This is a genomic window from Brevundimonas sp. MYb52, assembly GCF_002979535.1.
GTDB lineage: Bacteria > Pseudomonadota > Alphaproteobacteria > Caulobacterales > Caulobacteraceae > Brevundimonas.
The window spans coordinates 508,896-531,482 of the sequence record NZ_PCPB01000001.1; the positions used below are offsets into that span (position 1 = coordinate 508,896).

Genomic DNA, 22,587 nt, shown 5'->3' on the forward strand with positions numbered 1-22,587 from the left:
CAACGGGAATCCTGAAGCCGGGCGGCGCGATCCGATAGTGGAGGGCGCGTGGCGGAAACGCGGGCTCTGCGCGACCGTTCCGCGCAGCGACGCCCCTTGAACACACGGAACCGCGTGCGTCAGGCGGCATTCAAAAGAGCGGATGGATCAGCCTTCAGCGAGCATTGAGCGAATGAGCCAACCCCTTCGGGCATCCCCTGCCATTGAACAGGACGCTGCGGTCTATCGGCGGGTGAGGGCGCAGATGCGGCGTCTCGCCGCGGGCCTGACGGCGGAAGACCTAGGGGCCCAGTCCATGCCTGAAGCCAGTCCGGGCAAGTGGCATCTGGGCCATGTCAGTTGGTTCTTCGAGACGATGATCCTGGCCCGCCAACCAAACTATGTCGCCGTCGACGAGAAGCTTAGCCAACTGTTCAACTCCTACTACGAGGCCTTGGGCAAGCGGGTCGATCGGGCCGAACGAGGGCTGATGACGCGGCCGCCGCTGGATCAGGTCATGGACTATCGCGACGAGATCGACCGCCGGATGGAGGCGCGGCTGGCCGAGGGTCTGAGCGCGCAGGAACGCTACCTGTTCGAGTTGGGGCTCAACCATGAGCAGCAGCATCAGGAATTGTTCCTGATGGATATGCTGAACCTGATGTCACGGTCGCCGCTGGACTCCGCAGCCTACGCGGTCGAACCGCGCCGGGGCGTCACCGAGGCCAGCAGCGGCGGCTGGGTTTCGTTTGAGGGCGGGCTGACGGAGATCGGCGCAGACGGCCACAGCTTCGCCTTCGACAACGAGGGGCCGGCGCACAGGGTCTGGCTGGAGCCCTTTTCGCTGGCGGCGGACCTGGTCACCAACAAGGACTGGATCGCCTTTATCGATGACGACGGCTATCGGCGGGCCGAGTTCTGGCTGGCGGACGGTTGGGCGCGGGTGAGGGCGGAAGGCTGGACGGCGCCCCTCTACTGGCGCGAGGAGGCGGCCGGGTGGAGCGCCATGTCCCTGTGCGGGCGCCGCCCCGTCGATCCGGCGGCGCCGGTGCGTCATGTCAGCTTCTATGAGGCCGACGCCTTTGCCCGATGGTCGGGGCGGCGGTTGCCGACCGAGGCGGAATGGGAACAGGCGGTGCGGCGTGATCCGGCGGCCTTCTCCAACCTGGCGGGCGAGGTCTGGCAATGGACGGCCAGCGCCTATGCCCCCTATCCGGGGTTCCGTCCGACCGAGGGGACCGCGGCGGAATACAACGGCAAGTTCATGGCCAATCAGATGGTCCTGCGCGGCGGGGCCTTCGCTACGCCCGAGGGGCATGCGCGGCCCAGCTATCGCAACTTCTACTATCCCCATCAGCGCTGGATGTTCGCCGGGGTCCGCTTGGCGACGGACGGAGCGCAGGTCGAGGATGAGGGCGCCCATGACGCCTTTCGCCAGGACATGATCAACGGCCTGTCGCGCCGGGTGAAAGCCCTGCCGCCCAAGTGGTTCTATGACGCCGAGGGGTCGCGCCTGTTCGAAGAGATCACGCGTCTTGCGGAATACTATCCTACCCGGCAGGAAGCGGCGTTGTTGCGTTGGGTCGCGCCGGAATGGGCCGGGCGGTTCGGGCCGGACGCGGTGCTGGTGGAGTTGGGCTCGGGCGCCAGCGAGAAAACGCGCATCGTGTTGGACGCCGCGCCTGATCTGGCGGCCTACGTCCCTATCGACATCAGCCCGACCGCCCTGAACGAAGCCGCCGAGCGCATTCGGGCCGACTATCCGGGTTTGAGGGTTCTACCGATGGTCGGGGACTTCGAGCACTTGTCGCCGCCGCCCGTCGAGGCGGGGCCGGGGCGTCGGATCGGCTTCTTCCCTGGATCGACGATCGGCAATCTGACGCCCGAGGCGGCGGTCGCCTTGCTGCGGTCGGCGCGCGAGGTGTTGGGCGATGGGAGCCTGTTCATCCTCGGTGTCGATCTGGTGAAGTCGCCCGAGGTTCTTGTCGCGGCCTATGATGACGCCCAAGGCGTGACGGCCGCCTTCAATCGCAACCTTTTGATCCGCGCCAATCGCGAACTGGGCATGGACTTCGAGCCTGAGGCCTTTGCTCATGTCGCGGTGTGGAGCGCCGAGCATTCGCGCATGGAGATGCACCTGAAGGCGACACGGCCCATGACGGTGCATCTGGGCAAGCTGGCCTTCCGTCTCGCCGAGGGCGAGACCATCCACACCGAAAGCTCGCGCAAGTTCGACCGGAGGTCGGTGACGGCGCTGGCGCATGGGGCCGGTTGGGGGCTGGAGGTGTTCGAGGTGGGGCCTGATCCGGCGGTCGGTCTGGCTCTGCTGGTAGCCTGAGCCTTTCAATGCACGGCAAAAAGGCGGCGCAGCCATGACTGCGCCGCCTTGATGTCAGACGGAAGGGCTCAACCCTTGGGCGGGGTGTCGCTGTCGGTCTTGTTGCGCGAGCCGTGCGAGGCTTCGCCGCCCTTGCGGCCTGCCTGGGCCGCCAGGCTGCGATCCTGCGAGAAGCTGCGCTTTTCGCTGGGGACGCTGGCGCCGCCCTTGCGGGCGATTTCGCGCTGGCGTTCGGGGTCCATCGAGGCGAATCCTCGTTTGGAAACACCCGACCCGCGGGTGGGCTGACCTTCGGCCATTTCGGCTGTTCCTTTCAAAGACGGTGGCGCTTGCCGGAAAGAACCCGGCGCCGTCGATGCGGTTCCGAACAAGAACGATTTCATTGTTCTGTCGGCGGCCGGTTTGGCGCGACTACGGAGGGGGAGAGGCGAGCGAGCAACCAGCGAGGCGTGTTCGATCAGGAACCTGCGGGGCGCCGACGGGTTGAAAAACGACCCCTCAACCCCCCGGAGATTGCTCATGGCAGAACCTCGCACATCCGCCTTGCCCGAGGAGATCATCAACGGCGCCTCGACCGAGGGCCTGAGACTGGAGCAGGCGGCGGACTCCATCATCGCCAGGGGCGTCCAGCCGCGACCGATTCATGAGGCGGTTCGTGAAGACGCTGCAGAGGCGCGCGCTTGGGCTGACCGGCGCGTCAAACGGGCGCGCGACGCCATTCGCGACGAACCGATGCGAGCGTCGTTCTATGCGCTTGGGGTCGGGGTGATCATCGGTCTGTTGGCCGCGCGCTAGATCAGGAAGGGCCTGAAGCCGGACGCGCGATGGGCGCGCGCGACATCGCCTGATCCGACACATAGGGGTTGGATCGCCGCTCGGCGCCGAAAGTCGAATGCGGGCCGTGCCCCGGCACGAAGGTCACGTCGTCGCCCAGCGGCCACAGCTTCTGCGTGATGGCGTGCAGCAGGGCGCCGTGGTCGCTGCGCGGGAAGTCGGTGCGGCCGATTGAGCCCTGGAACAGGACGTCGCCGACCTGGGCGAAGCGGGCCTCGCGGTTGAAGAAGATGACATGGCCAGGCGTATGGCCGGGGCAGTGGAAGACCTCCCAGGTCGTCTCGCCCAGCGTGAGCGTCTCGCCGTCAGCCAGGAAGCGCGTCGGGGTGAAGGTGCGGGCGTCGGGCAGGCCGTACTTCTGACCCTGGGTGGGAATCAGATCGATCCAGAACTGGTCCTCGGCGTGGGGGCCGATGATGTCCACGCCGCTCTTTTCTTGCATGTCTGCGGCGCCGCCCGCGTGGTCGAGGTGCCCGTGGGTGATCCAGATGGCGTCCAGCGTCAGGCCGCGCCGCGCGATCTCGCCCAGAATCGCATCGCTCGAGCCGCCCGGATCAATCACGGCGGCCTTGTTTGTCCGGGTGCACCAGACGGTGGTGCAGTTCTGTTGCAGCGGCGTGACGGGCGTGATGAAGACGCCGATGGGGGAGGCGGGCTGGCTCATGGTCCTTCAGATAGCGAGGGGATGGCGGCAAAGGAACCCGCGCGCGTTGACCTTTCGGCCCCTTCTCGACATAAGGGCGGGCTTCGAGGCGCCGCTCCAAAAGGGCGGCCCTATTGCTTTATCCACCGCGCGCGCCGTTCGGCGTCGCCACAGAGCGTCAGAATCCCGACCATGCAAGTCGTCGAAAAGTCGAACGAAGGCCTCAGCCGCGTGCTCGCGGTGACCATCCCGGTAGCCGAGCTGAACGAAAAGCTGGAAGCGCGCATCAAGGAAGTTGCGCCCCAGATGAAGCTCAAGGGCTTCCGTCCGGGCAAGGTGCCGGCCGCGCACGTCAAGAAGACCTTCGGCCGTGACTTCATGGGCGAAATCATCAACGCCTCGCTGAACGAAACCAGCCAGAAGGCCCTGGATGAAGCCAAGCTGCGTCCGGCCGCTCCGGCCGAGATGAAGCTGATCTCGGACATGGACAAGGTCATCGCCGGTCAGGAAGACCTGGCCTACGAAATGTCGCTGGAAGTCATGCCCGACTTCACCCCGGTCGACCCCAAGACCCTGAAGCTGGAGCGCCCGACCTACACCGCTTCGGACGAGGACCTGGACGAAGCCCTGAAGGAACTGGCCTCGCAGGCCAAGTCCTACGAGGACAAGACCGGCAAGTCGGTCAAGGCCGCTGAAGGCGACCAACTGACCATCGACTTCGTCGGCAAGCTGGACGGTGAAGTGTTCGAAGGCGGTTCGGCCGAAGACGCTGACCTGGTGATCGGTTCCAACCGCTTCATCCCGGGCTTCGAAGAGCAGCTCAAGGGCGCCAAGGTCGGCGAAGAGAAGACCATCGAGGTCACCTTCCCGGAAGAATACCAGGCCAAGAACCTGGCCGGCAAAGCCGCCACGTTCGACGTCAAGGTCAAGGCCATCAAGGCTGAAGCCGAAGCCAAGATCGATGACGAGTTCGCCACCCGCATCGGCCTGGAGTCGCTGGACAAGCTGAAAGAGCTGCTGAAGGCCAACCTGGACCAGCAGTACGCCGGCGCCGCGCGCTTCAAGCTGAAGCGCGCCCTGCTGGACCAACTGGACGAAGCCCACGACTTCGCCCTGCCGCCGAAGATGGTGGAAGCCGAGTTCGAAGGCATCTGGGCCCAGGTGTCGGCTGACAAGGACGCCGGCCGCCTGCCGGAAGAGGACGCCAAGAAGTCGGAAGACGAACTGAAGGCCGAGTACAAGAAGATCGCCGAGCGCCGCGTGCGCCTGGGTCTGGTGCTCGCCGAAATCGGCCGCGCCAACAACGTTGGCGTGACGGACCAGGAACTGTCGGGCGCCATCATGGCCGAAGCTCGCAACTACCCGGGTCAGGAAAAGATGGTTCTGGACTTCTACCGCCAGAACCCGAACGCCGCCGCCCAGCTGCGCGCGCCCATCTATGAAGAGAAGGTCGTCGACCTGATCGTCGGCGTCGCCGACGTCACTGACACGCCGATCTCGAAGGAAGAGCTGCTGAAGGAAGAAGACGAGGGCTAACCCTCTCTTCTGACCTTAGAAGCGATTGAGGGGCGGTCCCATGCGGACCGCCCCTTTTTGCATTTTTGCAGCACTCCCCTAATGTACCGGTGGTTTTTGTCGATGCATGTGGAGCGCGAGGATGTCGGCTTGGGCGGTCGCGCTGATGGCTGGGGCCCTTGTTGGGGCGGGGCCCCAAGAGGTTCCAGGCGTCAGCGGTGTCGAGGATGCGCCGGTTCAGATCGAAGACGTGGAAGTCTCCAGGCGTCGTCTGCGTGACGAGGTCGAGCATTTCGTTGAGAATGTGGCGGCGCCGCCACCTGGCCGTGGGCTAGCGCGCTGGCATTATGCTCTGTGCATCGGGACTGTGAACATCGAACAGCGGGTTGCTCAGCCTCTGATCGACCATGTTGCAGGCGTAGCAGCCTCTTACGGTCTGAGAGTCGGAGCGCCGGGGTGTCAGCCGAACGTGGTTATCATTTTTACGGATAATGGGTCAGGCTTGGCTTCAACTCTCGTGGAGGCTGAGCCGCAGGTATTCCGAAGCGGTTGGAGCTCGCAGTTGGATCGAGGCGCGCGAGCGCTACAGCTATTTCAAAGCGCGGACGTACCTGTGCGCTGGTGGCATGTTAGCATGCCCGTTGTCGGCGCGACGGGGCAGCGTGCCATTCGTATGCCAGGGGATGTCGATCCGATATTTGTGCCGGGCGAAGGTTTGGTCAACAAGGGGCGACCCATTGCCGATCACATGAATAAAGTGATCATCATAGTTGACTTGGCCAAGACAGAAGACTTTCTTCTATCTGAACTGAGCGACTATCTTGCGCTGGTGGCATTGGCCCAAATCGATGCGGCGGGCGACACCAGTCGGCATGAAACGGTGCTGAATCTCTTTAGCCGCCCTGGATCAGTTCATGGGCTGTCGGATTGGGATCGAGCCTATCTGGCATCGCTCTATGGGGCCTATTCCGAACGCATCAACTCGCATGACCACGCATCGAGTATGACGAGGGAAATCCGGCGCGCTGACCAGAAGGCGGAGGGTGGGGTGAAAAATTAAGGTCATGCTGAATCCAAGGTGACGCCTTGCGCAGTGCCCTCTGCAACGCGATATCGTAGGGGACAGGCGTGCGCTCTGTGAGTCGCTGCCCTCAAGCATTCGAGAAGGCCTTTATGCGCGATCCGATCGACTACATCTCCAACAACCTGGTGCCGATGGTGGTGGAACAATCCAGCCGCGGCGAACGGTCGTTCGACATCTTTTCGCGCCTGCTGCGTGAGCGGATCATCTTCCTGACCGGCCCGTTCGAGGATGGCATGGCCTCGCTGATCTGCGCCCAGCTGCTGTTCTTGGAATCGGAAAACCCGAAGAAGGAAATCAGCATGTACATCAACAGCCCCGGCGGTCAGGTGACCTCGGCGCTCGCGATCTACGACACCATGCAATACATCAAGTCGCCGGTCTCGACCGTGGTCATGGGCATGGCCGCCTCGGCCGGTTCGCTGATCCTGACCGCCGGTGAAGCGGGCCAGCGCATCGCCCTGCCCAACGCGCGCGTCATGGTGCACCAGCCCTCGGGCGGCTTCCGCGGCACGGCTTCGGACATCGAGCGCCACGCCGAGGACATCATCGCCACCAAGCGCCGTCTGAACGAAATCTACGTCCAGCACACCGGCCGGACCTATGAGGAAGTCGAGCGGACCCTGGACCGCGACCACTTCATGACCGCCGAAGAAGCCAAGGCATGGGGCATCGTGGACCACGTCTATGACAAGCGCACCCAGGCCGACGACGATGGCGTGAAAGCGCCCTGAGCCTGACCTTCAGTTCCTGAACTGAACGAGGCGGGGCCCGGCGACGGGCTCCGCCTCGAATCGTTTTGCGGCCCGTGCTATCAGGCGGCCATGCAATACACGCGCGATTCCAAAGGCACCGTCGAAGTCGACGGGGACATCTATGAGTGGGAGATCCGCCGCCAGCCTCAGCCCAAGTCGGGCGGGGTGTGGGAGGGGATGGCCGTCACCCTGTGTCTGGTCGACTTCAAGCGCGAGGCCATCATCCAGTTCCCGCCGCCGCTGCGCCCCAATGGCCGGCCGGACGTCGAAAAGCAGCGGGTCAACGTCGATGCGGTGCGCAACGCGGTAGTCTCGGCGATGGAGGCGGGCTGGAACCCGACCTCACGCGGTCGGGCCATGGTGTTTGACGTGGACGCCGACGGCCACTGACCGCCCGCTGCGCGTTCGGGCGTCTCTCAGGGGCGGCCGGTGAAGACGCGGAAGCCTTTTTCCGCGGCGATGGCGATCATTTCGTTGTCGCCCGAGGTGTCGCCATAGGCGGCGGCCAGGGTCATGTCGTCGCCATAGGCCTCGCGCAGGCGTCGCACTTTTTCCATGCCTCGGCAGTTCTCGCCAGCGAAGGCGCCGGTGACGCGGTCCTGAGCGTCGAACACCAGTTGGGTTCCGAGCAGGCCCTCGGCCCCCAGGCGGCGGGCGAAGGGAGCGACGGTCGTCTCCGGCGAGGCGGTGACGATGACGCGGTGCGCGCCCTTGTCGCCCCAGGCCTTCCAGCAGGCGAGGGCGTCCGGGCGCATGAACTGATCCCAGACCTGATCGGCGTAATGTTCCGCCTCGGCCTCCAGCGTGGCGCGCTCCACGCCCAGCAGGAATTCACGCACCGAGGCGGCCTTGATCCGGCCCCGGTCGCGGTCGCCGACATAGGCTGCGAGCGCGGGGGCCATCTTGGCCAGACCGATGGCCCAGCCCGCCGCGCCCGCCCGCCAGCGCAGGAAGGCGGTGAAGCTGTCGCGAATCGTCAGGGTGCCGTCGAAATCGAAAGCGACGATAGGACGGTCCCCGGCGGGGGACTGGCGAAACGATTGTGCGGCGCCCATGTCAGACATTAGCCGTGATCCCCATAGAAACTGTCCTGTCCGTCCCTGTTCGCGCTTTGTCGTGTCGCAACAGGGTTGTGGCGGAACGTGTGATGGGTGATTGTCTTTTTTTGAAGACCTTCGTGCATAGATTCACGGATCAATGACGAGGTAAGCGCCTTTCGTCCCATGTCGGGCCGGATCGCGGGAGTGAGAAGGGTCTATGACCAAAGCCGCCGGCACAGACGCCAAAAGCACGCTCTATTGCTCGTTCTGCGGCAAGAGCCAGCACGAAGTCCGCAAGCTGATTGCGGGACCGACCGTGTTCATCTGCGATGAATGCGTCGAACTGTGCATGGATATCATCCGCGAAGAGCACAAGATCGCCTTCAAGACGACCAAGGACGGCGTTCCGACTCCGAAGGAGATTCGCGACGTCCTGGACGACTATGTGATCGGCCAGAGCCACGCCAAGAAGGTGCTGAGCGTCGCCGTCCACAACCACTACAAGCGCCTGAACCACGCGACGAAGAACAACGACGTCGAGCTGGCCAAGTCGAACATCATGCTGATCGGGCCGACCGGCTCGGGCAAGACGCTGCTGGCCCAGACGCTGGCGCGCATCATCGACGTGCCCTTCACCATGGCCGACGCCACGACCCTGACCGAAGCCGGTTATGTGGGCGAGGATGTCGAGAACATCATCCTGAAGCTGCTTCAGGCGTCGGACTACAACGTCGAGCGGGCTCAGCGCGGCATCGTCTACATCGACGAAATCGACAAGATCTCGCGCAAGTCGGACAACCCGTCGATCACCCGCGACGTGTCGGGTGAAGGCGTGCAGCAGGCCCTGCTGAAGATCATGGAAGGCACGGTCGCCTCCGTGCCTCCGCAAGGCGGCCGCAAGCATCCGCAGCAGGAGTTCCTGCAGGTCGACACCGCCAACATCCTGTTCATCGTCGGCGGCGCCTTCGCCGGCCTTGAAAAGGTGATCTCGGCCCGTGGGGCAGGGGCCTCGATCGGCTTCGGCGCCAAGGTCAAGGAAATCGACGAGCGCCGCACGGGCGACATCCTCAAGGGCGTCGAGCCGGACGATCTGATGCGCTTCGGCCTGATCCCCGAGTTCATCGGCCGTCTGCCGGTTCTGGCGACGCTGGAAGACCTGGACGAGGCGGCGCTGGTCACCATCCTGACCGAGCCCAAGAACGCCCTGGTCAAGCAGTACAAGCGCCTGTTCGAGATGGAGAACGTGACGCTGACCTTCACCGACGACGCCCTGTCGGCGGTGGCCAAGAAGGCGATCACCCGTAAGACCGGCGCCCGCGGCCTGCGTTCCATTCTGGAAGGCATCCTGCTGGAGACCATGTTCGAACTGCCGACCTTCGAAGGCGTCGAGGAAGTGGTGGTCAACGCCGAGGTGATCGAGGGTCGCGCCCAGCCGCTGCTGATCTACTCGGAAGCTTCCAAGAAGAAGGCCGACGGCGCCGCCTGAGGCTAACGCCAGGTATAAACGCAGGGGGCGGTCCGGCGACGGGCCGCCCCTTTCGCTTCGTCCCCTGATGAAACGGCGCCACAGGGGGCGACGGCGATAAATAGCCGTCACAGCGCCACGAAAGCACGATCCGACCTGCCTGGTTTCCAGGGCTGGATGGCCTGTCCAGCGTCACCACGGTTTCACGCTTCTGTGGGCCTTGTGTCCGCTACGCTTGAACACGGCGTTCGCAGCGCCACATACTCATACGAAAGCCGCCACTAACGGCGGGCTGAGTCGAGATGTTGAGGCATTCGCGCCGAGACGGATCGGCTTAGTGGGCCGGAGATCCACGAAGGCCCTGGAAAGTACGCATCATGACCGAGAGCAAAATCCTCCCCGTCCTGCCGCTGAGAGACATCGTCGTCTTTCCGCACATGGTCGTGCCGCTGTTCGTAGGACGCGAGAAGTCCGTGCGGGCGCTGGATGAGATCATGAAGGGCGACAAGCAGATCCTGCTCGCCACCCAGAAGAACTCCGTCGACGACGATCCGGTGGCGGACGCCATCTATCAGACCGGCGTCCTGGCGACCGTGCTGCAACTGCTGAAGCTGCCCGATGGCACCGTGAAGGTGCTGGTCGAAGGCAAGGGCCGCGCGCGCCTGACGCGCTTCACCGACCGCGAAGACTACTATGAGGCCGAAGCTGTCGAGATCGCCGATGAAGAAGGCGACGCCTCGCAGAGCGAAGCCCTGCTGCGCGCGGTGATCGAGCAGTTCGAAAACTATGTGAAGCTGAACAAGAAGGTCCCGCCCGAGGCCCTCAGCTCCATTCCGCAGATCAACGACCCGTCCAAGCTGGCCGACAGCGTGGCCGCCCACCTGTCGGTGAAGATCGCCGACAAGCAGGGCCTGCTGGAAACCATCGAGGTGCCGGCGCGTCTGGAGAAGGTCTATGGCCTGATGGAGGGCGAGATCAGCGTCCTTCAGGTCGAGAAGAAGATCCGCTCGCGCGTGAAGCGCCAGATGGAGAAGACCCAGCGCGAGTATTATCTGAACGAGCAGATGAAGGCGATCCAGCGCGAGCTGGGTGAGACCGACGACACGCGCGACGAACTGTTGGAACTCGAAAAGCGCATCCGCAAGACCAAGCTGTCCAAGGAGGCCCGCGCCAAGGCCGATGCGGAGCTGAAGAAGCTGCGCAACATGTCGCCGATGTCGGCGGAATCGACCGTGGTCCGCAACTACCTCGACTGGCTGCTGTCCGTGCCGTGGGGCAAGGCCAAGACCAAGCCCATCGACCTGCAGAAGGCCGAGGACATCCTCGAGGAGGACCACTACGGCCTCGAGAAGGTCAAGGAACGGATCATCGAGTATCTGGCCGTCCAGGCGCGCACCGGCAGCCTGAAGGGCCCGATCCTGTGCCTGGTCGGCCCTCCCGGCGTCGGCAAGACGTCGCTGGCCCAGTCCATCGCCAAGGCGACAGGGCGTGAATACGTCCGCATGTCGCTGGGCGGCGTGCGCGACGAAAGCGAGATCCGCGGTCACCGCCGGACCTACATCGGTTCCATGCCCGGCAAGATCATCCAGTCGATGAAGAAGGCCAAGACGACCAACGCCTTCGTCCTGCTGGACGAGATCGACAAGCTGGGCTCCGACTGGCGCGGCGACCCGTCCTCGGCCCTGCTGGAGGTGTTGGACCCGGCGCAGAACTCGACCTTCGGCGACCACTATCTGGAGGTCGATTACGACCTGTCGCAGGTCATGTTCGTGACGACGGCCAACAGTCTGAACATGCCTCAGCCCCTGATGGACCGGATGGAGATCATCCGGGTCAGCGGCTACACTGAGGATGAAAAGGTCGAGATCGCCAAGCGTCACGTCCTGCCCAAGCAACTCAAGGATCATGGCCTGAAGGAAGGCGAACTGATCGTCCCGGAAGAGACGATCCGCGACCTGATCCGCTACTACACCCGCGAAGCCGGCGTGCGTTCGCTGGAACGCGCCCTGGGCGGCCTGGCCCGCAAGGCCGTGCGCGAAATGGCCAAGACCAAGGCCGTCTCGATCACCGTCGATGCGGCCAAGCTGGCCGAATACGCGGGCGTGAAGAAGTTCCGCTACGGCGAGACGGACTCCGAGGATCAGGTCGGCATCGTCACCGGCCTGGCCTGGACCGAGTTCGGCGGCGACATCCTGACCATCGAGGCGATCAAGATGCCGGGCCGCGGCCGCATGACCGTGACCGGCAACCTGAAGGAGGTGATGAAGGAGTCGATCTCCGCCGCCGCCTCCTACGTCCGCAGCCGTTCTCTGGCCTTCGGCGTCAAGCCGCCGGTGTTCGAGAAGACCGACATCCACGTGCACGTGCCGGACGGCGCGACGCCCAAGGACGGTCCCTCGGCCGGTGCGGCCATGACCGTGGCCATGGTCTCGGTCCTGACGGGCATCCCGATCCGCAAGGACATCGCCATGACCGGCGAGATCACCCTGCGCGGCCGGGTCACCGCCATCGGCGGCCTGAAGGAGAAGCTGCTGGCGGCTCTGCGTTCCGGCGTGAAGACGGTGCTGATCCCTCAGGAGAACGAGAAGGATCTGGAGGACGTGCCGGCCAACGTGAAGGCGGCGCTGGAGATCATCCCGATCTCGACCGCCGACGAGGCGCTGAAGTGGGCCCTGACCGGCACGCTGACGCCGGTGGAGTGGGACGAGGCCGCCGAGCCGCTGCTGCCCGCACCGCAGGCTCCGTCGACGCCAGACGGAACCGCCGTCAGCCACTAAGGCGGACGACAATCCAGACGATCAGCGCGCGGTCCGGGGAAACCCGGGCCGCGTTGCTTTTGACGTTCGCGTCAGGAAGGCGCTAAGTGCGCCCCGGGGAAAATGCTGGGGAGCAGAACCAATGAACAAGACCGAGTTGATCGGCGTTATGGCCGAGGCTGCGGGCATCAGCCGTGATCAGGCCAAGCTGGCGCTGGAAGCCTTTACCGACAATGTGACCGCATCGCTGACGAATGGACGTGACGTGCGGCTGGTCGGCTTCGGCAGCTTTATCGCTGTCGAGCGCAAGGCCGGAACCGCCCGCAACCCCCAGACCGGCGAGGCTATCGCCCGCCCGGCCTCACGCACCGCCCGCTTCCGGGTTGGGGAAGGATTGAAAAGCGCCTTGAACGGCTGAGCGGACACAGGCATTAAGCGCGCCTGACGCACACGTCATGAGGGCGGCTAGCTCAGCTGGTCAGAGCATCTCGTTTACACCGAGAGGGTCGGCGGTTCGAACCCGTCGCCGCCTACCATTATTTCTCATAAAATACAGTGAGTTGCTGGAAATCTAGCGACGCCAAATGCTCCGAGTTCGGAACAAATTGGGTCAAGGGGGGCAATAGGGGGGCAGTTTCTGCGGATTTCGCTGAAACGTCCTGAAATGGTTCTGGCCCCTTGAGGCCTGTTTGGGACCCCAAGCGATCAGCGCTTGATGATTTTTTCGCATGAAGGGTTGTTGTGGCGTCGACTAGACGCCCGAGCCTGATCAATCGGCTCTGTCGAACCCAGTCGTGGCGATTGCTGCCGGGATCGAGGCCACGGTTTCATCGCCGTGGATCACATGCACCATGACAGCGCTGGCGTGCCGCGCCATCAGTCGCGTGGCTTCGCTTGTGGCGGCCTGGGCGCATTCGGCTTCCAGGATCTCGAGGTGCGAGGGGGTCGGGCCACCAGTTTCGATCAAGCAGAAGTAGACCATGGCAAATCTCTCAGACCAAACGGCGGGAGTTTGCGGCGTGCGCTACCGATCTCTTCCAGTCGCAGGCGCCTGGATGATCCCAGCCTGCAATACACCAAGGCTACACTGAAGAACGTCTGCGCGTCCTAACCTATGTTGGTATCATTATTTCCCTTCCGTGTTTCAGTCCGCGGTCGGGAATTTCCGAATAAGTTTTTTACGCTCGGCGGTAGGACACTCTGCGCCAACCCCTTTGCGCTTTTCGCAATGCTCCAGGAGTGTCGATGAAGCGTCTCGGAAGCAAATTTCTGATCCTGATGATTTGCGGCACCGCCATCTTCACTCTCGTGAGCCTTGGCGTCCTCGCCCAAGGTATTGTTGCGTTGGAGTGAGAGCCGCGCATACCTGCCCTCGCGTCCTGCTCGCGCGCGCCAGGTGCACAAGAGTATCCATCCGGTCATTTCGGAACGTCAGGATGACGATCGACGCTTATCCCTTATGACGGACCGCCATCCTGCTCCCTTATGACGGACCGCCATCCTGCATATCAGGCTTGCAAGTCCACTCACTCGCAACCGGGGGAGGGTGCTCACCAGCCCCGCTCTCGACCAGGAGATGACCGATGAACTTTGTTCTCTTCGGTCTTGGTGTTGTGTTCACCGCTATCGCCGTCGTCGCCATAAGACGGAGCAGGCGCAAATCAGTCACGCACAATCGCGATGAAGGAGACGACGACGGGGCGCCTGCGTCCACGGGGGACGACACCTAAGGTAAGGACCTCGCGATCATATCTGTGCCTTGGACAATTGCCGGGGTCGGGGCCGCTATGCCGCCTTATGTGCTCAGGAACCTGTTTCCGGCCGATCGGTTGATCGCTGACACAAGGAGACGTTTCATGAGTGATCATCTGACTCCAGCTGAGGCGGAGACGGCGTTTTGGAAAAGCCTCAAGCAGTCCAACACGGGCATGCTGGGGATCGACCGTCCAGGATATCATCACCAGCCGATGACTGGATTTGGCGAGCCCGAAACCGGGACGATCTGGTTCTTCACGCGCAACGACACGGACTTCGCTCGAGACGTCGCCGCCGGCGGTCAGATGGGAATGTTCTGTTACCAGGCCAAGGACGAAAAGCTTCAGGCCTGTATCCACGGGAGGCTGGCGATCGATCTGGATCGCGAGCGCATCGACCGCTTCTGGAACCCCGTCGTTGCGGCCTGGTATCCCGATGGAAAGGCCGATCCGCATCTGACTCTCATACGCTTTGATGGCGATGACGGTCGGGTCTGGGTTTCGGACACGGGCGTGCTCGGCTTCGGCTACCAGATCCTCAAGGCAAACCTGACCAAAAGCACGCCTGACGCTGGCGGGGTCGCGGACGTTAATCTGAGCTGACGAACCGTGGCAGGCCCTGCGCGAGCGTCAAATCGTCGGGTTTTCAGTCCAACCGCCGCCACGCGCGCGGCCTTGGCGAGGGCGGGACAGACATATGCGGCGAGAGGACTGAGCCTGGCGGACAGGACGGCCGTGACGGCCCTGCTGCATTAGGCGTCCGCCTCTGGATCGGCGAGCTCTCCCTGGGCCTGCAATCGGTAGCCCGCGTTCCCGGTTCGAGCGTTATGGCCTGAAGGGGGGAGATAGAGGCTCGGGGCGACCCCCACCTGGCGCTTGAACATGGTCGAGAAGTTGCCGGCTCCCTCGTAGCCGAGGTCGAGCGCGATGGTTGTGACGGCTTCGCCGGCCGCGAGCCGGGGCAAGGCGACGGCCAGACAGGCCCTCTGCCTCCATTCTCCAAAACTCAGTCCCGTCTCCTGTCGGAACAGACGCGTGAAGCGGCGTCGATTCATGGCGAGGCGGTCGGCGAAACCGTCGATGGTGGCGTTTGCATGGGGCCTGTTCAGAAAGGCCTGACAGAGCTCGGCCAGGGCGGCGTGAGACGGGAAGGGGACGGCGAAGCCCGCCGGAGGCGCCTTGTCGATCTCGGTCAACAGCAGGCTCATGACGAGACCGTCGCGCCCCGCGAGGTCGTATTCGGCGGGTATGTCGAAGGCTTCCAGAAGAAGCTGGCGCAGCAGCGGCGAGACGGCGACGACCTCGCACGTCCTGGATCTGGCCGCGCATTCGCCGGCCTCGATCAGGACGCTGCGGGTCTGCACAGAACCGACCATCTTCACGGCGTGGGGCGTCTCGCCAGGTATCCATACGCCGCGTTCCGGAGGCGCCACCCAGGCGCCATGCGGGGTGCTGACCACCATGACGCCGCTGGCGGCGTAGAGAAACTGGGCCCGGCGATGGCGGTGCTCGCCCAGCTCGAAGGCGGGCGGGTAGCGGCGGCCCAGAGCCACGACGGCTCTGGGGACTTCGTCCATGTCATCGCGTTGGAGCACCATGGATGGATTGTCCCAGACTCAGAACTGAATGTCTCGTCTATCGAAGTGGGATGTAGGTCAACTTGCTATAGCGCTCCGTGAAGGGGCGGACGCGGGGCGTCGGTCCGATTGTATCGAGCGCGCTGATGACCATTCCGACAGACCTGACAGACGCGCAACCGGTCCCCAATATGGCGACCTCGCCACGTTTTCTGATCGGGATCGTCGGCGCCGTGGCCTTCGCCCATCTCCTCAACGACCTCATTCAGGCGGTCCTGCCGGCCATCTATCCGATGCTGAAGACCAAGTTCGCCCTGAGCTTCACCCAGATCGGCCTTGTCGCCCTGGTCTACCAGTTCACGGCGTCGCTGCTTCAGCCCTGGATCGGCTTCTATACGGACAAGCATCCCAAGCCCTATCTGCTGCCCTGCGGAATGTTCGCCACCCTGATCGGGATCGGCCTGCTGGCGACCGCCGGCAGCTTCGCCATGCTCCTTGTCGCCTCGGCGGTGATCGGGGTGGGGTCCGCCACCTTCCACCCGGAAGCCTCGCGTGTGGCCCGTCTCGCCTCAGGCGGACGGTTCGGCACGGCGCAATCGACCTTCCAGGTCGGCGGGAACACCGGGTCAGCCATCGGGCCTCTGGTGGCCTCGCTGATCATCCTGCCCCTGGGCCTTACCGCTGTGGGATGGCTGGCGGTCGCTGCAGTGACAGCGATCTGGGTCCTCTTTGGCGTCACGCGCTGGCGTATTCGCAATCCTCACGCCATGGTCGCGGCCAGGACCCTGAGCGAAGGCCCCCAACTGAGCCGGGGCAGGATCATCGGCGCCCTGGCGGTTATCGCCGTGCTGATGTTCGCCAAATTCATCTACATCGGCGCCTTCACCAACTACTTCACCTTCTACCTCATCGAGCGGTTCGCCCTCTCGGTTCAGGATTCGCAGTTCCACCTGTTCGCCTTCCTGGCGGCCGTGGCGGCGGGAACCTTCGCCGGCGGCCCGATCGGCGACCGGATCGGTCGCAAGGCCGTGATCTGGCTGTCCTTCCTCGGCGCTGCGCCCTTCGCCCTGTTGCTGCCCTACGTCGACCTGGGGTGGACGACCGTCCTCTCGATCGCCATCGGTTTCATCATGTCCTCAGCCTTCGCGGCCCTGGTCGTCTATGCGCAGGAGCTCGTCCCGGGCCGTGTCGGCCTGGTGTCAGGCCTGATGTTCGGTCTCATGTTCGGCATCGGCGGCATCGGCGCGGCAGGCCTCGGCCTGCTCGCGGACGCCAACGGCATCGTCTGGGTCTACAAGCTTTGCGCCGTACTGCCGCTTCTGGGCCTGATCACCGCCCTGCTTCCTGACATGAAGAAGTCGGGGGCGACGGGTCGGAGCTAGGGGCGCGAGCACGGGCGTCCCTACTTGAGGAGGCGCTGTGTCGTCTTCCAGACATAGGGACCTGAGGGAGGAGAAGGACGTTGGATCCTTGCACTCTCCCTGGGAGGAGTCTGCAGGCGGTCGGCTTCGTGATTGCCCCCCTTTGGCGTAACCGGCCGCCTTCCTCCCGAAGCTCCCGCGATGCGGCGGATGAGTGCGGGGTCAGGAAACCGAGGCCGCCACTCGACAGATTTCTATCCCGGAGCGGCTGACCACGACCTCGAGTGCGAAGGCTCCGCCCTCGCGAATGGGCTGCTCCCGCATCATCTCCGACAAGAACATGATGGCCTCACGGCGCGCGTCCGCGTCTGTCGCGGATACGCCCTGGAGCACCATGGCGGGCTCCGGCCCGCGAAGCGTGTAGTCATAGGTCGCCATCGAAAGGTTCTACGCGCGGCGAGCCAAACCGTTCGTGGATGGCGGCTACCCGACACAAGGTCGAGAAGGCGTTGGAGCGTCGAGCGGCTTAAGGCTTCCGTCGGGTTCGAGTGTCGTCTTCCCGACACAGGCTTCCATGGCGGCGGGGCGGGAGTGAAAGGGCGGACGGCCCTGGGAGAGGAAACCGGATCGCCAGCGAGGCGCTTGAAGGATCACACATTCAGGAGATCACCAGCATGCATCGCGCCATGACCCTCGTCGCCTTGACCGTCCTGGTCGCCGCCTGCAGCCCGCAGGGCGGAGAGAAAGCGGTCGACAAGGCCCAGGACGCCGTGTCCGCCCCTGTCGGACAGACGTCCGCCGCCACCATGGGGGCCAACCTCGTGAGCGCCTATGCGCCGTCCGCGGCCATGGGCGACATGTATGAAATCCAGGCGGCGGACATAGCGCTCGAGCGCGCGAAGCGCGCTGACGTCAAGGCCCTGGCCAAAATGATCAAGACCGATCACACAGCCGCCAGCACGGCCTTGAAGACGGCGGTCGCGACGGCGGCGCCTGACATCGCTATCCCGACAGATCTGGACCAGCGCCGCAAGGGTCTTCTCGACAATCTTCGCTCCGCCGGCGTGAACGATTTCGACAAGGTCTACATCGATCAGCAGGTGGCGGCCCATGAGGAAGCCGTGACCCTGCATCGGGGCTTCGCGGACAATAGCGATGCGCCGGCCCTGGCGGCGCACGCCCGCACGGTCCTTGCCAAGATCGAGGCCCACCTTCAGAGGGCGAGGGAGATCCAGACGGCCATCTCGGGATAGGCCAGTGGCCCCGCGGCTGAAGGTCTTTGAGTGGTCTGACGGTTTCCATCGCTTCACGGTGGCGGCCTCATCCCGACCCAAGGCGCTGGCCGCATGGGGCATCCAGCAGGACATCTTCGCTTCAGAACTGGCGCGCGAGGCGGTGGAGAACGAGGACGAGGCGGCGGCGCGCGCCCGCCCGGGGACGGTGATCGAGCGGGGCCTTGCTGTGGACTTGGGCCGCATCGGTTCGCGTCAGGCCCGCAGGCCGACGCCCGCGGGGCCGTCGCCGGCGCAAATACGGCGGATCGAAGCCCTGGCGGACGCGCTGCAGGACCTTGAGACATCCCATGCGCGGACCTGCGCCCGGTTTGACGAGGAAGGGCGCAGGATCGAGGCCGAGCGGGAGGCGGCGGAGCAGGGTTTCAGGAAGAAGAAGGCGGAACTCGTCCGGAAACTGGAGGCCGCCAGAAAAGCCTGATGAGAAGTCCGCCGGACCCGTGCTCACACCGGCGAGGCGAAGGTTGGTCCGGCACCGGGAAAGAGGCATGCCCTATCTGGTCAGCTATGTTTGCAGAAACCATGACATGGCGACGTGCGTGTCAGACGAGGCGGTCGCCTTGCGACTGGCTGCCGCCTTCGAGGCTCAAGGCCTGGCAGGGGTAGCGATCCGGGACGGGCGGAGCGGTGAGGTCTACTCAATCCAGGCCTTCAGATTGTCCCGGCTTCCGGGCCGCTCGGGCATGGCTTCCCTTCGCTGATCCGTCCCTTGCGACCGCTTGTCGGGTCCAGCTTGGGGGCGGCGACTAGGCGGGCTTTGACGTCAGACGAGATCCCGGGCCGAGCGCCGCCTCGGCGGCAGGGCTGGTGCAACGCCCCATCCGCCTCGTCGTTGTTCCTCCAGGGAGAAAGACATGAAGCAACTCACCGCGATGACCATCCTGGCCGTGCCGCTTGTCGCCCTCGGCGCCTGCGGAAGCCGCGACGCGGAGCGTGCGGCCCCTGAAGCCTCCTCGCTGGAGGCGGACGCGACGAGCGGCGTGGTGGGCGCAAATCCCGGTTCCACCCCGTCCACGGGGGTCGCCGACACCCCGGCTCGACAAGTCGACCAGGCCGGGCAGGAGGGGGCGGCTGCACCGCCGCCGCAAAGATAGACGGACGCTCGTCCGCCTCCGCGCGCCCGCTTTTGCGGGCTTTCAACCCTGTCGCCCGACAACCTGACTGAAGGAAACCCCATGTCCAAGTCGCCCGCTGCAGACGTCCGCCCCGGTGCGGGCGGCGAACTCCACCAGACCGCCTCAACGCCGGAGGGCCGCCTTACGACAAACCACGGCGCGCCGGTCAGCGACGACCAGAACTCGCTCAAACTTGGGCCCCGAGGTTCGACCCTGCTCGAGGATTTTGTGCTGCGCGAGAAGATCCAGCACTTCGACCATGAGCGTATTCCGGAGCGGATCGTCCATGCACGCGGATCGGCCGCCCATGGCTTTTTTGAACTCACCGAGAGTCTGGAAGACTACACAACGGCTAAAATCCTCACCGAGGTCGGAAAAAAGATCGAGGTCTTCACGCGCTTCTCGACGGTCGCCGGCGGCGCCGGTTCGGTGGATACGCCGCGCGACGTCCGGGGCTTTGCCGTCAAATTCTATACGTCCGAGGGCAACTGGGATCTGGTCGGCAACAACATCCCCGTCTTCTTCATCCAGGACGCGATCAAATTCCCCGACCTGATCCATGCCGTGAAGATGGAGGCCGACCGCGGCTATCCTCAGGCGGCCAGCGCGCATGACACGTTCTGGGACTTCATCGGCCTGATGCCCGAGAGCACCCATATGGTGATGTGGGCCATGTCCGACCGGGCCATTCCGCGATCGCTGCGCATGATCGAGGGCTTCGGCGTCAACACCTTCCGGCTGATCAACGCCAAGGGGGAGGCGACCTTCGTCAAGTTCCACTGGCGTCCCAGGCTGGGGACCCAGTCCACCTGCTGGGACGAGGCGGTCAAGATCGCCGGGGCCGACCCGGACTATCATCGGCGCGATCTGTTCGAGGCCATCGATCAGGGCGACTTCCCTGAATGGGAGTTCGCCGTCCAGCTGCTGAACCAGGCCGAGGCGGACGCCCTGCCGTTCGATATTCTCGATGCGACCAAGCTGATCCCGGAAGAGGATCATCCTCTGCGGGTCATCGGCCGCATGGTGCTGAACCGAAACCCCGACAACTTCTTCGCCGAGACCGAGCAGGCGGCCTTCCTGCCCACCAACATCGTGCCGGGCGTCGACTTCTCGGAGGACCCCCTGCTGCAGGGGCGGCTCTTCTCCTATCAGGACACCCAGCTGTCGCGGCTGGGGACCGTCAACTTCCATCAGATCCCGATCAACCAGGCCAAGGGGTGTCCCTTCCAGAACTTCCAGCGCGACGGCCATATGCAGACCCAGGTCTTCAAGGGGCGCGCCAACTACGAGCCGAACAGTCTGTCCGAGGCGGGAGAGGAGGGCGGGCCGCGCGAGGACCCGAAAGGCGGCTTCCGCACCGCCGCCGTGCCGGTGGAAGGCGAGAAGGGCAGGCTGCGCGCCGAGAGTTTCGCCGACCACTACAGCCAGGCCCGGCTCTTCTTCCGCTCGCAGACGGAGATCGAACAGGCCCATCTGGCCAGCGCCCTCGTCTTTGAACTGTCGAAGGTGACTCTGGACCATGTCCGGGCGCGCGTCCTGGCCAATCTCCGCAATGTCGACGAGGGTCTGGCCAAGCGCGTGGCGGAGGCCATGAACCTGCCTCTGCCCAAGGCGTCCGCTCCGGCCGCGACCCCCATCGACCTTGAAGCCTCGCCGGCCCTCAGAATCGTCGGCAAGTATCCGGACAGCCTGAAGGGCCGCAAGGTCGCGATCCTGGTCGCCGACGGCTCTGACGGCGCGATCGTCGCGGGCGTCCGCAAGGCGGTGGAAGGCGACGGCGGCGCGATCTTCGTCGTCGCGCCGAAGATCGGCGGGGCGAAACTGGCGGACGGATCCCTTCTCCCCGCTGACGGCCAGTTGGCGGGCAGCCCGTCTGTCCTGTTCGACGCCGTGGCCGTCATCCTGTCGGAAGACGGATGCGCCCAGCTTCTGAAGGAGGGCGCGGCGGCGGACTTCCTCAGGGACGCCTTCGGTCACCTCAAGGCCATTGGCCATACGCGCGAGGTCGGCCCTCTTCTGGATCGGGCCGGGATCAAGTCTGATGAGGGGGTCGTCGACCTGTCTGCGGCCAAGCCGGGGGACTTCCTGCCGCCGGCCCGCACCCGGCAGTGGGCGCGGGAGCCAGCCGTTCGCACCCTGGCCTGATCCCTTTCCTGTTCAGGCGGAGGGCGGGTTTACCCCCTCCCGCTGGACAGACGGCGTTCGACGTTTGGGACCTTCGCGAAGAATGAGGGTGGTTGCGGCCAAGGTCAGGAGGTCTTCGGCCAGGCCGCTGCGTGTCTGGCCGAAACGGCGCATGGCGCGCTTGCGAAGCGCCAGGCCGGCATAGCCGCCCAGGATTGCGCCCGCGACGCCCAGGGCAGCGGCGGATGCGCGTGAACTGCGAGGCGCAAGGGCGGCGCCGGCGACCCCTCCGGCGAACAGCCTGGCCGCCAGCCCGGGAGGGACGGTCCTGTCCGGTGCAGACCGCATCTTGTCGCCGAGCATTTCTCCGATCGCCAGAGCGCTGGCGGCGATCGCAGCGGACCTTTTGCCGATAACTGCTGGAGCGCCATTGTCGCGGGCGAGGCTGCCGGAACGCGCCGCCAGCGCCACGGCGGCGAGCGGCGTCATGGAGCGCTGGCCGGCGACCAGTCCGATAAGCAGGGGGCGAAGGTTCAAGGCGAGCTCCTTTTCGGTTTGGAGGGGCAGCGCCCGCAACGCCTTTGGGTTCCAAAGGCCCTGGACCTGACTTTGCGGCCCTGCGTCATCCGCTCCGGGAACCGTAGCCGTCGGCTTTCGCTCTCTCTTGCCACGGAGGAAACATGACCCAGATCCACGTTATCGAGCGCGCCTTTCAGATCGCCGACGAGAACCGCGCCTGCCTCAAGATTTCTGATCTTCAAGAAGCCCTGGCCCGCGAAGGCTATACGCTGAACGATTTCGCCCATCTCGACGGCTGGACCATTCGCGAGCAGTTGCGGGCTCGGATGAGGGCGCGTGCCGAGGCTCGCCCGGAGCTGCGAACCGCCCCCGCCTGACGTCGTTTCGCTCGGGCGGCGAAGGCCGTGGGCGCCAATCCAGCCCTCGAGGCTGGAAGGTC

Annotated in this window: 23 protein-coding genes and 1 tRNA gene; 17 read left to right on the forward strand and 7 right to left on the reverse strand. The window is 64.6% G+C overall.

Annotated features, from left to right (window positions below; translation table 11 throughout):
- Window positions 1–172 precede the first annotated feature (172 nt).
- Window positions 173–2,317 carry an ergothioneine biosynthesis protein EgtB gene (egtB, locus tag CQ039_RS02455; RefSeq protein ID WP_199183542.1) on the forward strand — a complete coding sequence of 715 codons (2,145 nt, stop codon included), beginning with the start codon at window positions 173–175 and terminating at the stop codon, window positions 2,315–2,317.
- 68 nt (window positions 2,318–2,385) lie between these two features.
- On the opposite strand, the gene CQ039_RS02460 is transcribed toward egtB, so the two are convergent.
- Window positions 2,386–2,616, reverse strand: a complete 231-nt coding sequence (locus CQ039_RS02460) for a general stress protein (protein WP_105562276.1) — start codon at window positions 2,614–2,616, stop codon at window positions 2,386–2,388.
- Between the two features lie 220 nt (window positions 2,617–2,836).
- Here CQ039_RS02460 and CQ039_RS02465 point away from each other — a divergent pair, with 220 nt between their 5' ends.
- The gene (locus CQ039_RS02465) at window positions 2,837–3,112 is read left to right on the forward strand and encodes a hypothetical protein (protein WP_105562275.1); all 276 of its coding nucleotides are present in this window, start codon (window positions 2,837–2,839) and stop codon (window positions 3,110–3,112) included.
- Window position 3,113: 1 nt separating this feature from the next.
- On the opposite strand, the gene CQ039_RS02470 is transcribed toward CQ039_RS02465, so the two are convergent.
- Window positions 3,114–3,815, reverse strand: coding sequence for an MBL fold metallo-hydrolase (locus tag CQ039_RS02470; RefSeq protein ID WP_105562274.1), 702 nt, complete (start codon window positions 3,813–3,815; stop codon window positions 3,114–3,116).
- 171 nt (window positions 3,816–3,986) lie between these two features.
- Here CQ039_RS02470 and tig point away from each other — a divergent pair, with 171 nt between their 5' ends.
- From tig to CQ039_RS02490, 4 genes are all read left to right on the forward strand, one after another.
- Entirely contained in the window at window positions 3,987–5,330 is a 1,344-nt protein-coding gene (tig, locus tag CQ039_RS02475) for a trigger factor (RefSeq protein ID WP_105562273.1), read from the forward strand.
- A 121-nt stretch (window positions 5,331–5,451) separates the two neighbouring features.
- On the forward strand, window positions 5,452–6,369 hold the full coding sequence (locus tag CQ039_RS16505) for a hypothetical protein (protein WP_146112084.1): 918 nt from the start codon (window positions 5,452–5,454) through the stop codon (window positions 6,367–6,369).
- A 113-nt stretch (window positions 6,370–6,482) separates the two neighbouring features.
- A complete protein-coding gene (locus tag CQ039_RS02485) occupies window positions 6,483–7,124 on the forward strand; it encodes an ATP-dependent Clp protease proteolytic subunit (protein WP_003165321.1) in 642 nt (213 codons plus the stop codon).
- 90 nt (window positions 7,125–7,214) lie between these two features.
- Window positions 7,215–7,535: a hypothetical protein gene (locus CQ039_RS02490; protein WP_105562271.1), complete on the forward strand. Its 321-nt coding sequence runs from the start codon at window positions 7,215–7,217 to the stop codon at window positions 7,533–7,535.
- Window positions 7,536–7,561: 26 nt separating this feature from the next.
- Here CQ039_RS02490 and CQ039_RS02495 read toward each other — a convergent pair whose 3' ends face one another.
- A complete protein-coding gene (locus tag CQ039_RS02495) occupies window positions 7,562–8,209 on the reverse strand; it encodes an HAD-IB family hydrolase (RefSeq protein ID WP_105562270.1) in 648 nt (215 codons plus the stop codon).
- A 193-nt stretch (window positions 8,210–8,402) separates the two neighbouring features.
- On the opposite strand from CQ039_RS02495, the gene clpX reads away from it, so the two are divergent.
- The 4 genes from clpX to CQ039_RS02515 all read left to right on the forward strand — a co-directional run bounded on the left by clpX (window position 8,403) and on the right by CQ039_RS02515 (window position 12,942).
- Entirely contained in the window at window positions 8,403–9,671 is a 1,269-nt protein-coding gene (gene clpX / locus CQ039_RS02500; protein WP_105562269.1) for an ATP-dependent Clp protease ATP-binding subunit ClpX, read from the forward strand.
- 356 nt (window positions 9,672–10,027) lie between these two features.
- Window positions 10,028–12,427, forward strand: a complete 2,400-nt coding sequence (gene lon, locus CQ039_RS02505) for an endopeptidase La (protein ID WP_105562268.1) — start codon at window positions 10,028–10,030, stop codon at window positions 12,425–12,427.
- Between the two features lie 121 nt (window positions 12,428–12,548).
- Entirely contained in the window at window positions 12,549–12,824 is a 276-nt protein-coding gene (locus CQ039_RS02510) for an HU family DNA-binding protein (protein WP_105562267.1), read from the forward strand.
- Window positions 12,825–12,865: 41 nt separating this feature from the next.
- Window positions 12,866–12,942, forward strand: a tRNA-Val gene (locus CQ039_RS02515).
- 233 nt (window positions 12,943–13,175) lie between these two features.
- On the opposite strand, the gene CQ039_RS02520 is transcribed toward CQ039_RS02515, so the two are convergent.
- Window positions 13,176–13,388 carry a hypothetical protein gene (locus CQ039_RS02520; RefSeq protein WP_105562266.1) on the reverse strand — a complete coding sequence of 71 codons (213 nt, stop codon included), beginning with the start codon at window positions 13,386–13,388 and terminating at the stop codon, window positions 13,176–13,178.
- Between the two features lie 874 nt (window positions 13,389–14,262).
- On the opposite strand from CQ039_RS02520, the gene CQ039_RS02525 reads away from it, so the two are divergent.
- Complete coding sequence (locus CQ039_RS02525) at window positions 14,263–14,763, forward strand: pyridoxamine 5'-phosphate oxidase family protein (RefSeq protein WP_105562265.1); 501 nt, start codon at window positions 14,263–14,265, stop codon at window positions 14,761–14,763.
- Window positions 14,764–14,912: 149 nt separating this feature from the next.
- On the opposite strand, the gene CQ039_RS02530 is transcribed toward CQ039_RS02525, so the two are convergent.
- On the reverse strand, window positions 14,913–15,758 hold the full coding sequence (locus CQ039_RS02530; protein ID WP_199183543.1) for a helix-turn-helix domain-containing protein: 846 nt from the start codon (window positions 15,756–15,758) through the stop codon (window positions 14,913–14,915).
- Between the two features lie 125 nt (window positions 15,759–15,883).
- Here CQ039_RS02530 and CQ039_RS02535 point away from each other — a divergent pair, with 125 nt between their 5' ends.
- On the forward strand, window positions 15,884–17,119 hold the full coding sequence (locus CQ039_RS02535; protein ID WP_105562264.1) for an MFS transporter: 1,236 nt from the start codon (window positions 15,884–15,886) through the stop codon (window positions 17,117–17,119).
- Between the two features lie 201 nt (window positions 17,120–17,320).
- Here CQ039_RS02535 and CQ039_RS02540 read toward each other — a convergent pair whose 3' ends face one another.
- Window positions 17,321–17,536: a hypothetical protein gene (locus CQ039_RS02540; RefSeq protein WP_105562263.1), complete on the reverse strand. Its 216-nt coding sequence runs from the start codon at window positions 17,534–17,536 to the stop codon at window positions 17,321–17,323.
- 236 nt (window positions 17,537–17,772) lie between these two features.
- Here CQ039_RS02540 and CQ039_RS02545 point away from each other — a divergent pair, with 236 nt between their 5' ends.
- The 4 genes from CQ039_RS02545 (at window position 17,773) to CQ039_RS02565 (ending at window position 21,650) form a co-directional block, all read left to right on the forward strand.
- Window positions 17,773–18,351 (forward strand): DUF4142 domain-containing protein, encoded by a 579-nt coding sequence (locus CQ039_RS02545; RefSeq protein WP_105562262.1) that lies wholly within the window; start codon window positions 17,773–17,775, stop codon window positions 18,349–18,351.
- A gap of 4 nt (window positions 18,352–18,355) precedes the next feature.
- A complete protein-coding gene (locus CQ039_RS02550; RefSeq protein WP_105562261.1) occupies window positions 18,356–18,811 on the forward strand; it encodes a hypothetical protein in 456 nt (151 codons plus the stop codon).
- Between the two features lie 433 nt (window positions 18,812–19,244).
- Window positions 19,245–19,484, forward strand: a complete 240-nt coding sequence (locus CQ039_RS02560; RefSeq protein ID WP_105562259.1) for a hypothetical protein — start codon at window positions 19,245–19,247, stop codon at window positions 19,482–19,484.
- 81 nt (window positions 19,485–19,565) lie between these two features.
- Window positions 19,566–21,650: a catalase gene (locus CQ039_RS02565; protein ID WP_105562258.1), complete on the forward strand. Its 2,085-nt coding sequence runs from the start codon at window positions 19,566–19,568 to the stop codon at window positions 21,648–21,650.
- 12 nt (window positions 21,651–21,662) lie between these two features.
- On the opposite strand, the gene CQ039_RS02570 is transcribed toward CQ039_RS02565, so the two are convergent.
- Window positions 21,663–22,166, reverse strand: a complete 504-nt coding sequence (locus CQ039_RS02570) for a DUF4126 domain-containing protein (protein WP_233190121.1) — start codon at window positions 22,164–22,166, stop codon at window positions 21,663–21,665.
- A 143-nt stretch (window positions 22,167–22,309) separates the two neighbouring features.
- Here CQ039_RS02570 and CQ039_RS02575 point away from each other — a divergent pair, with 143 nt between their 5' ends.
- Window positions 22,310–22,525, forward strand: coding sequence for a hypothetical protein (locus CQ039_RS02575; RefSeq protein ID WP_105562257.1), 216 nt, complete (start codon window positions 22,310–22,312; stop codon window positions 22,523–22,525).
- Window positions 22,526–22,587 lie beyond the last annotated feature (62 nt).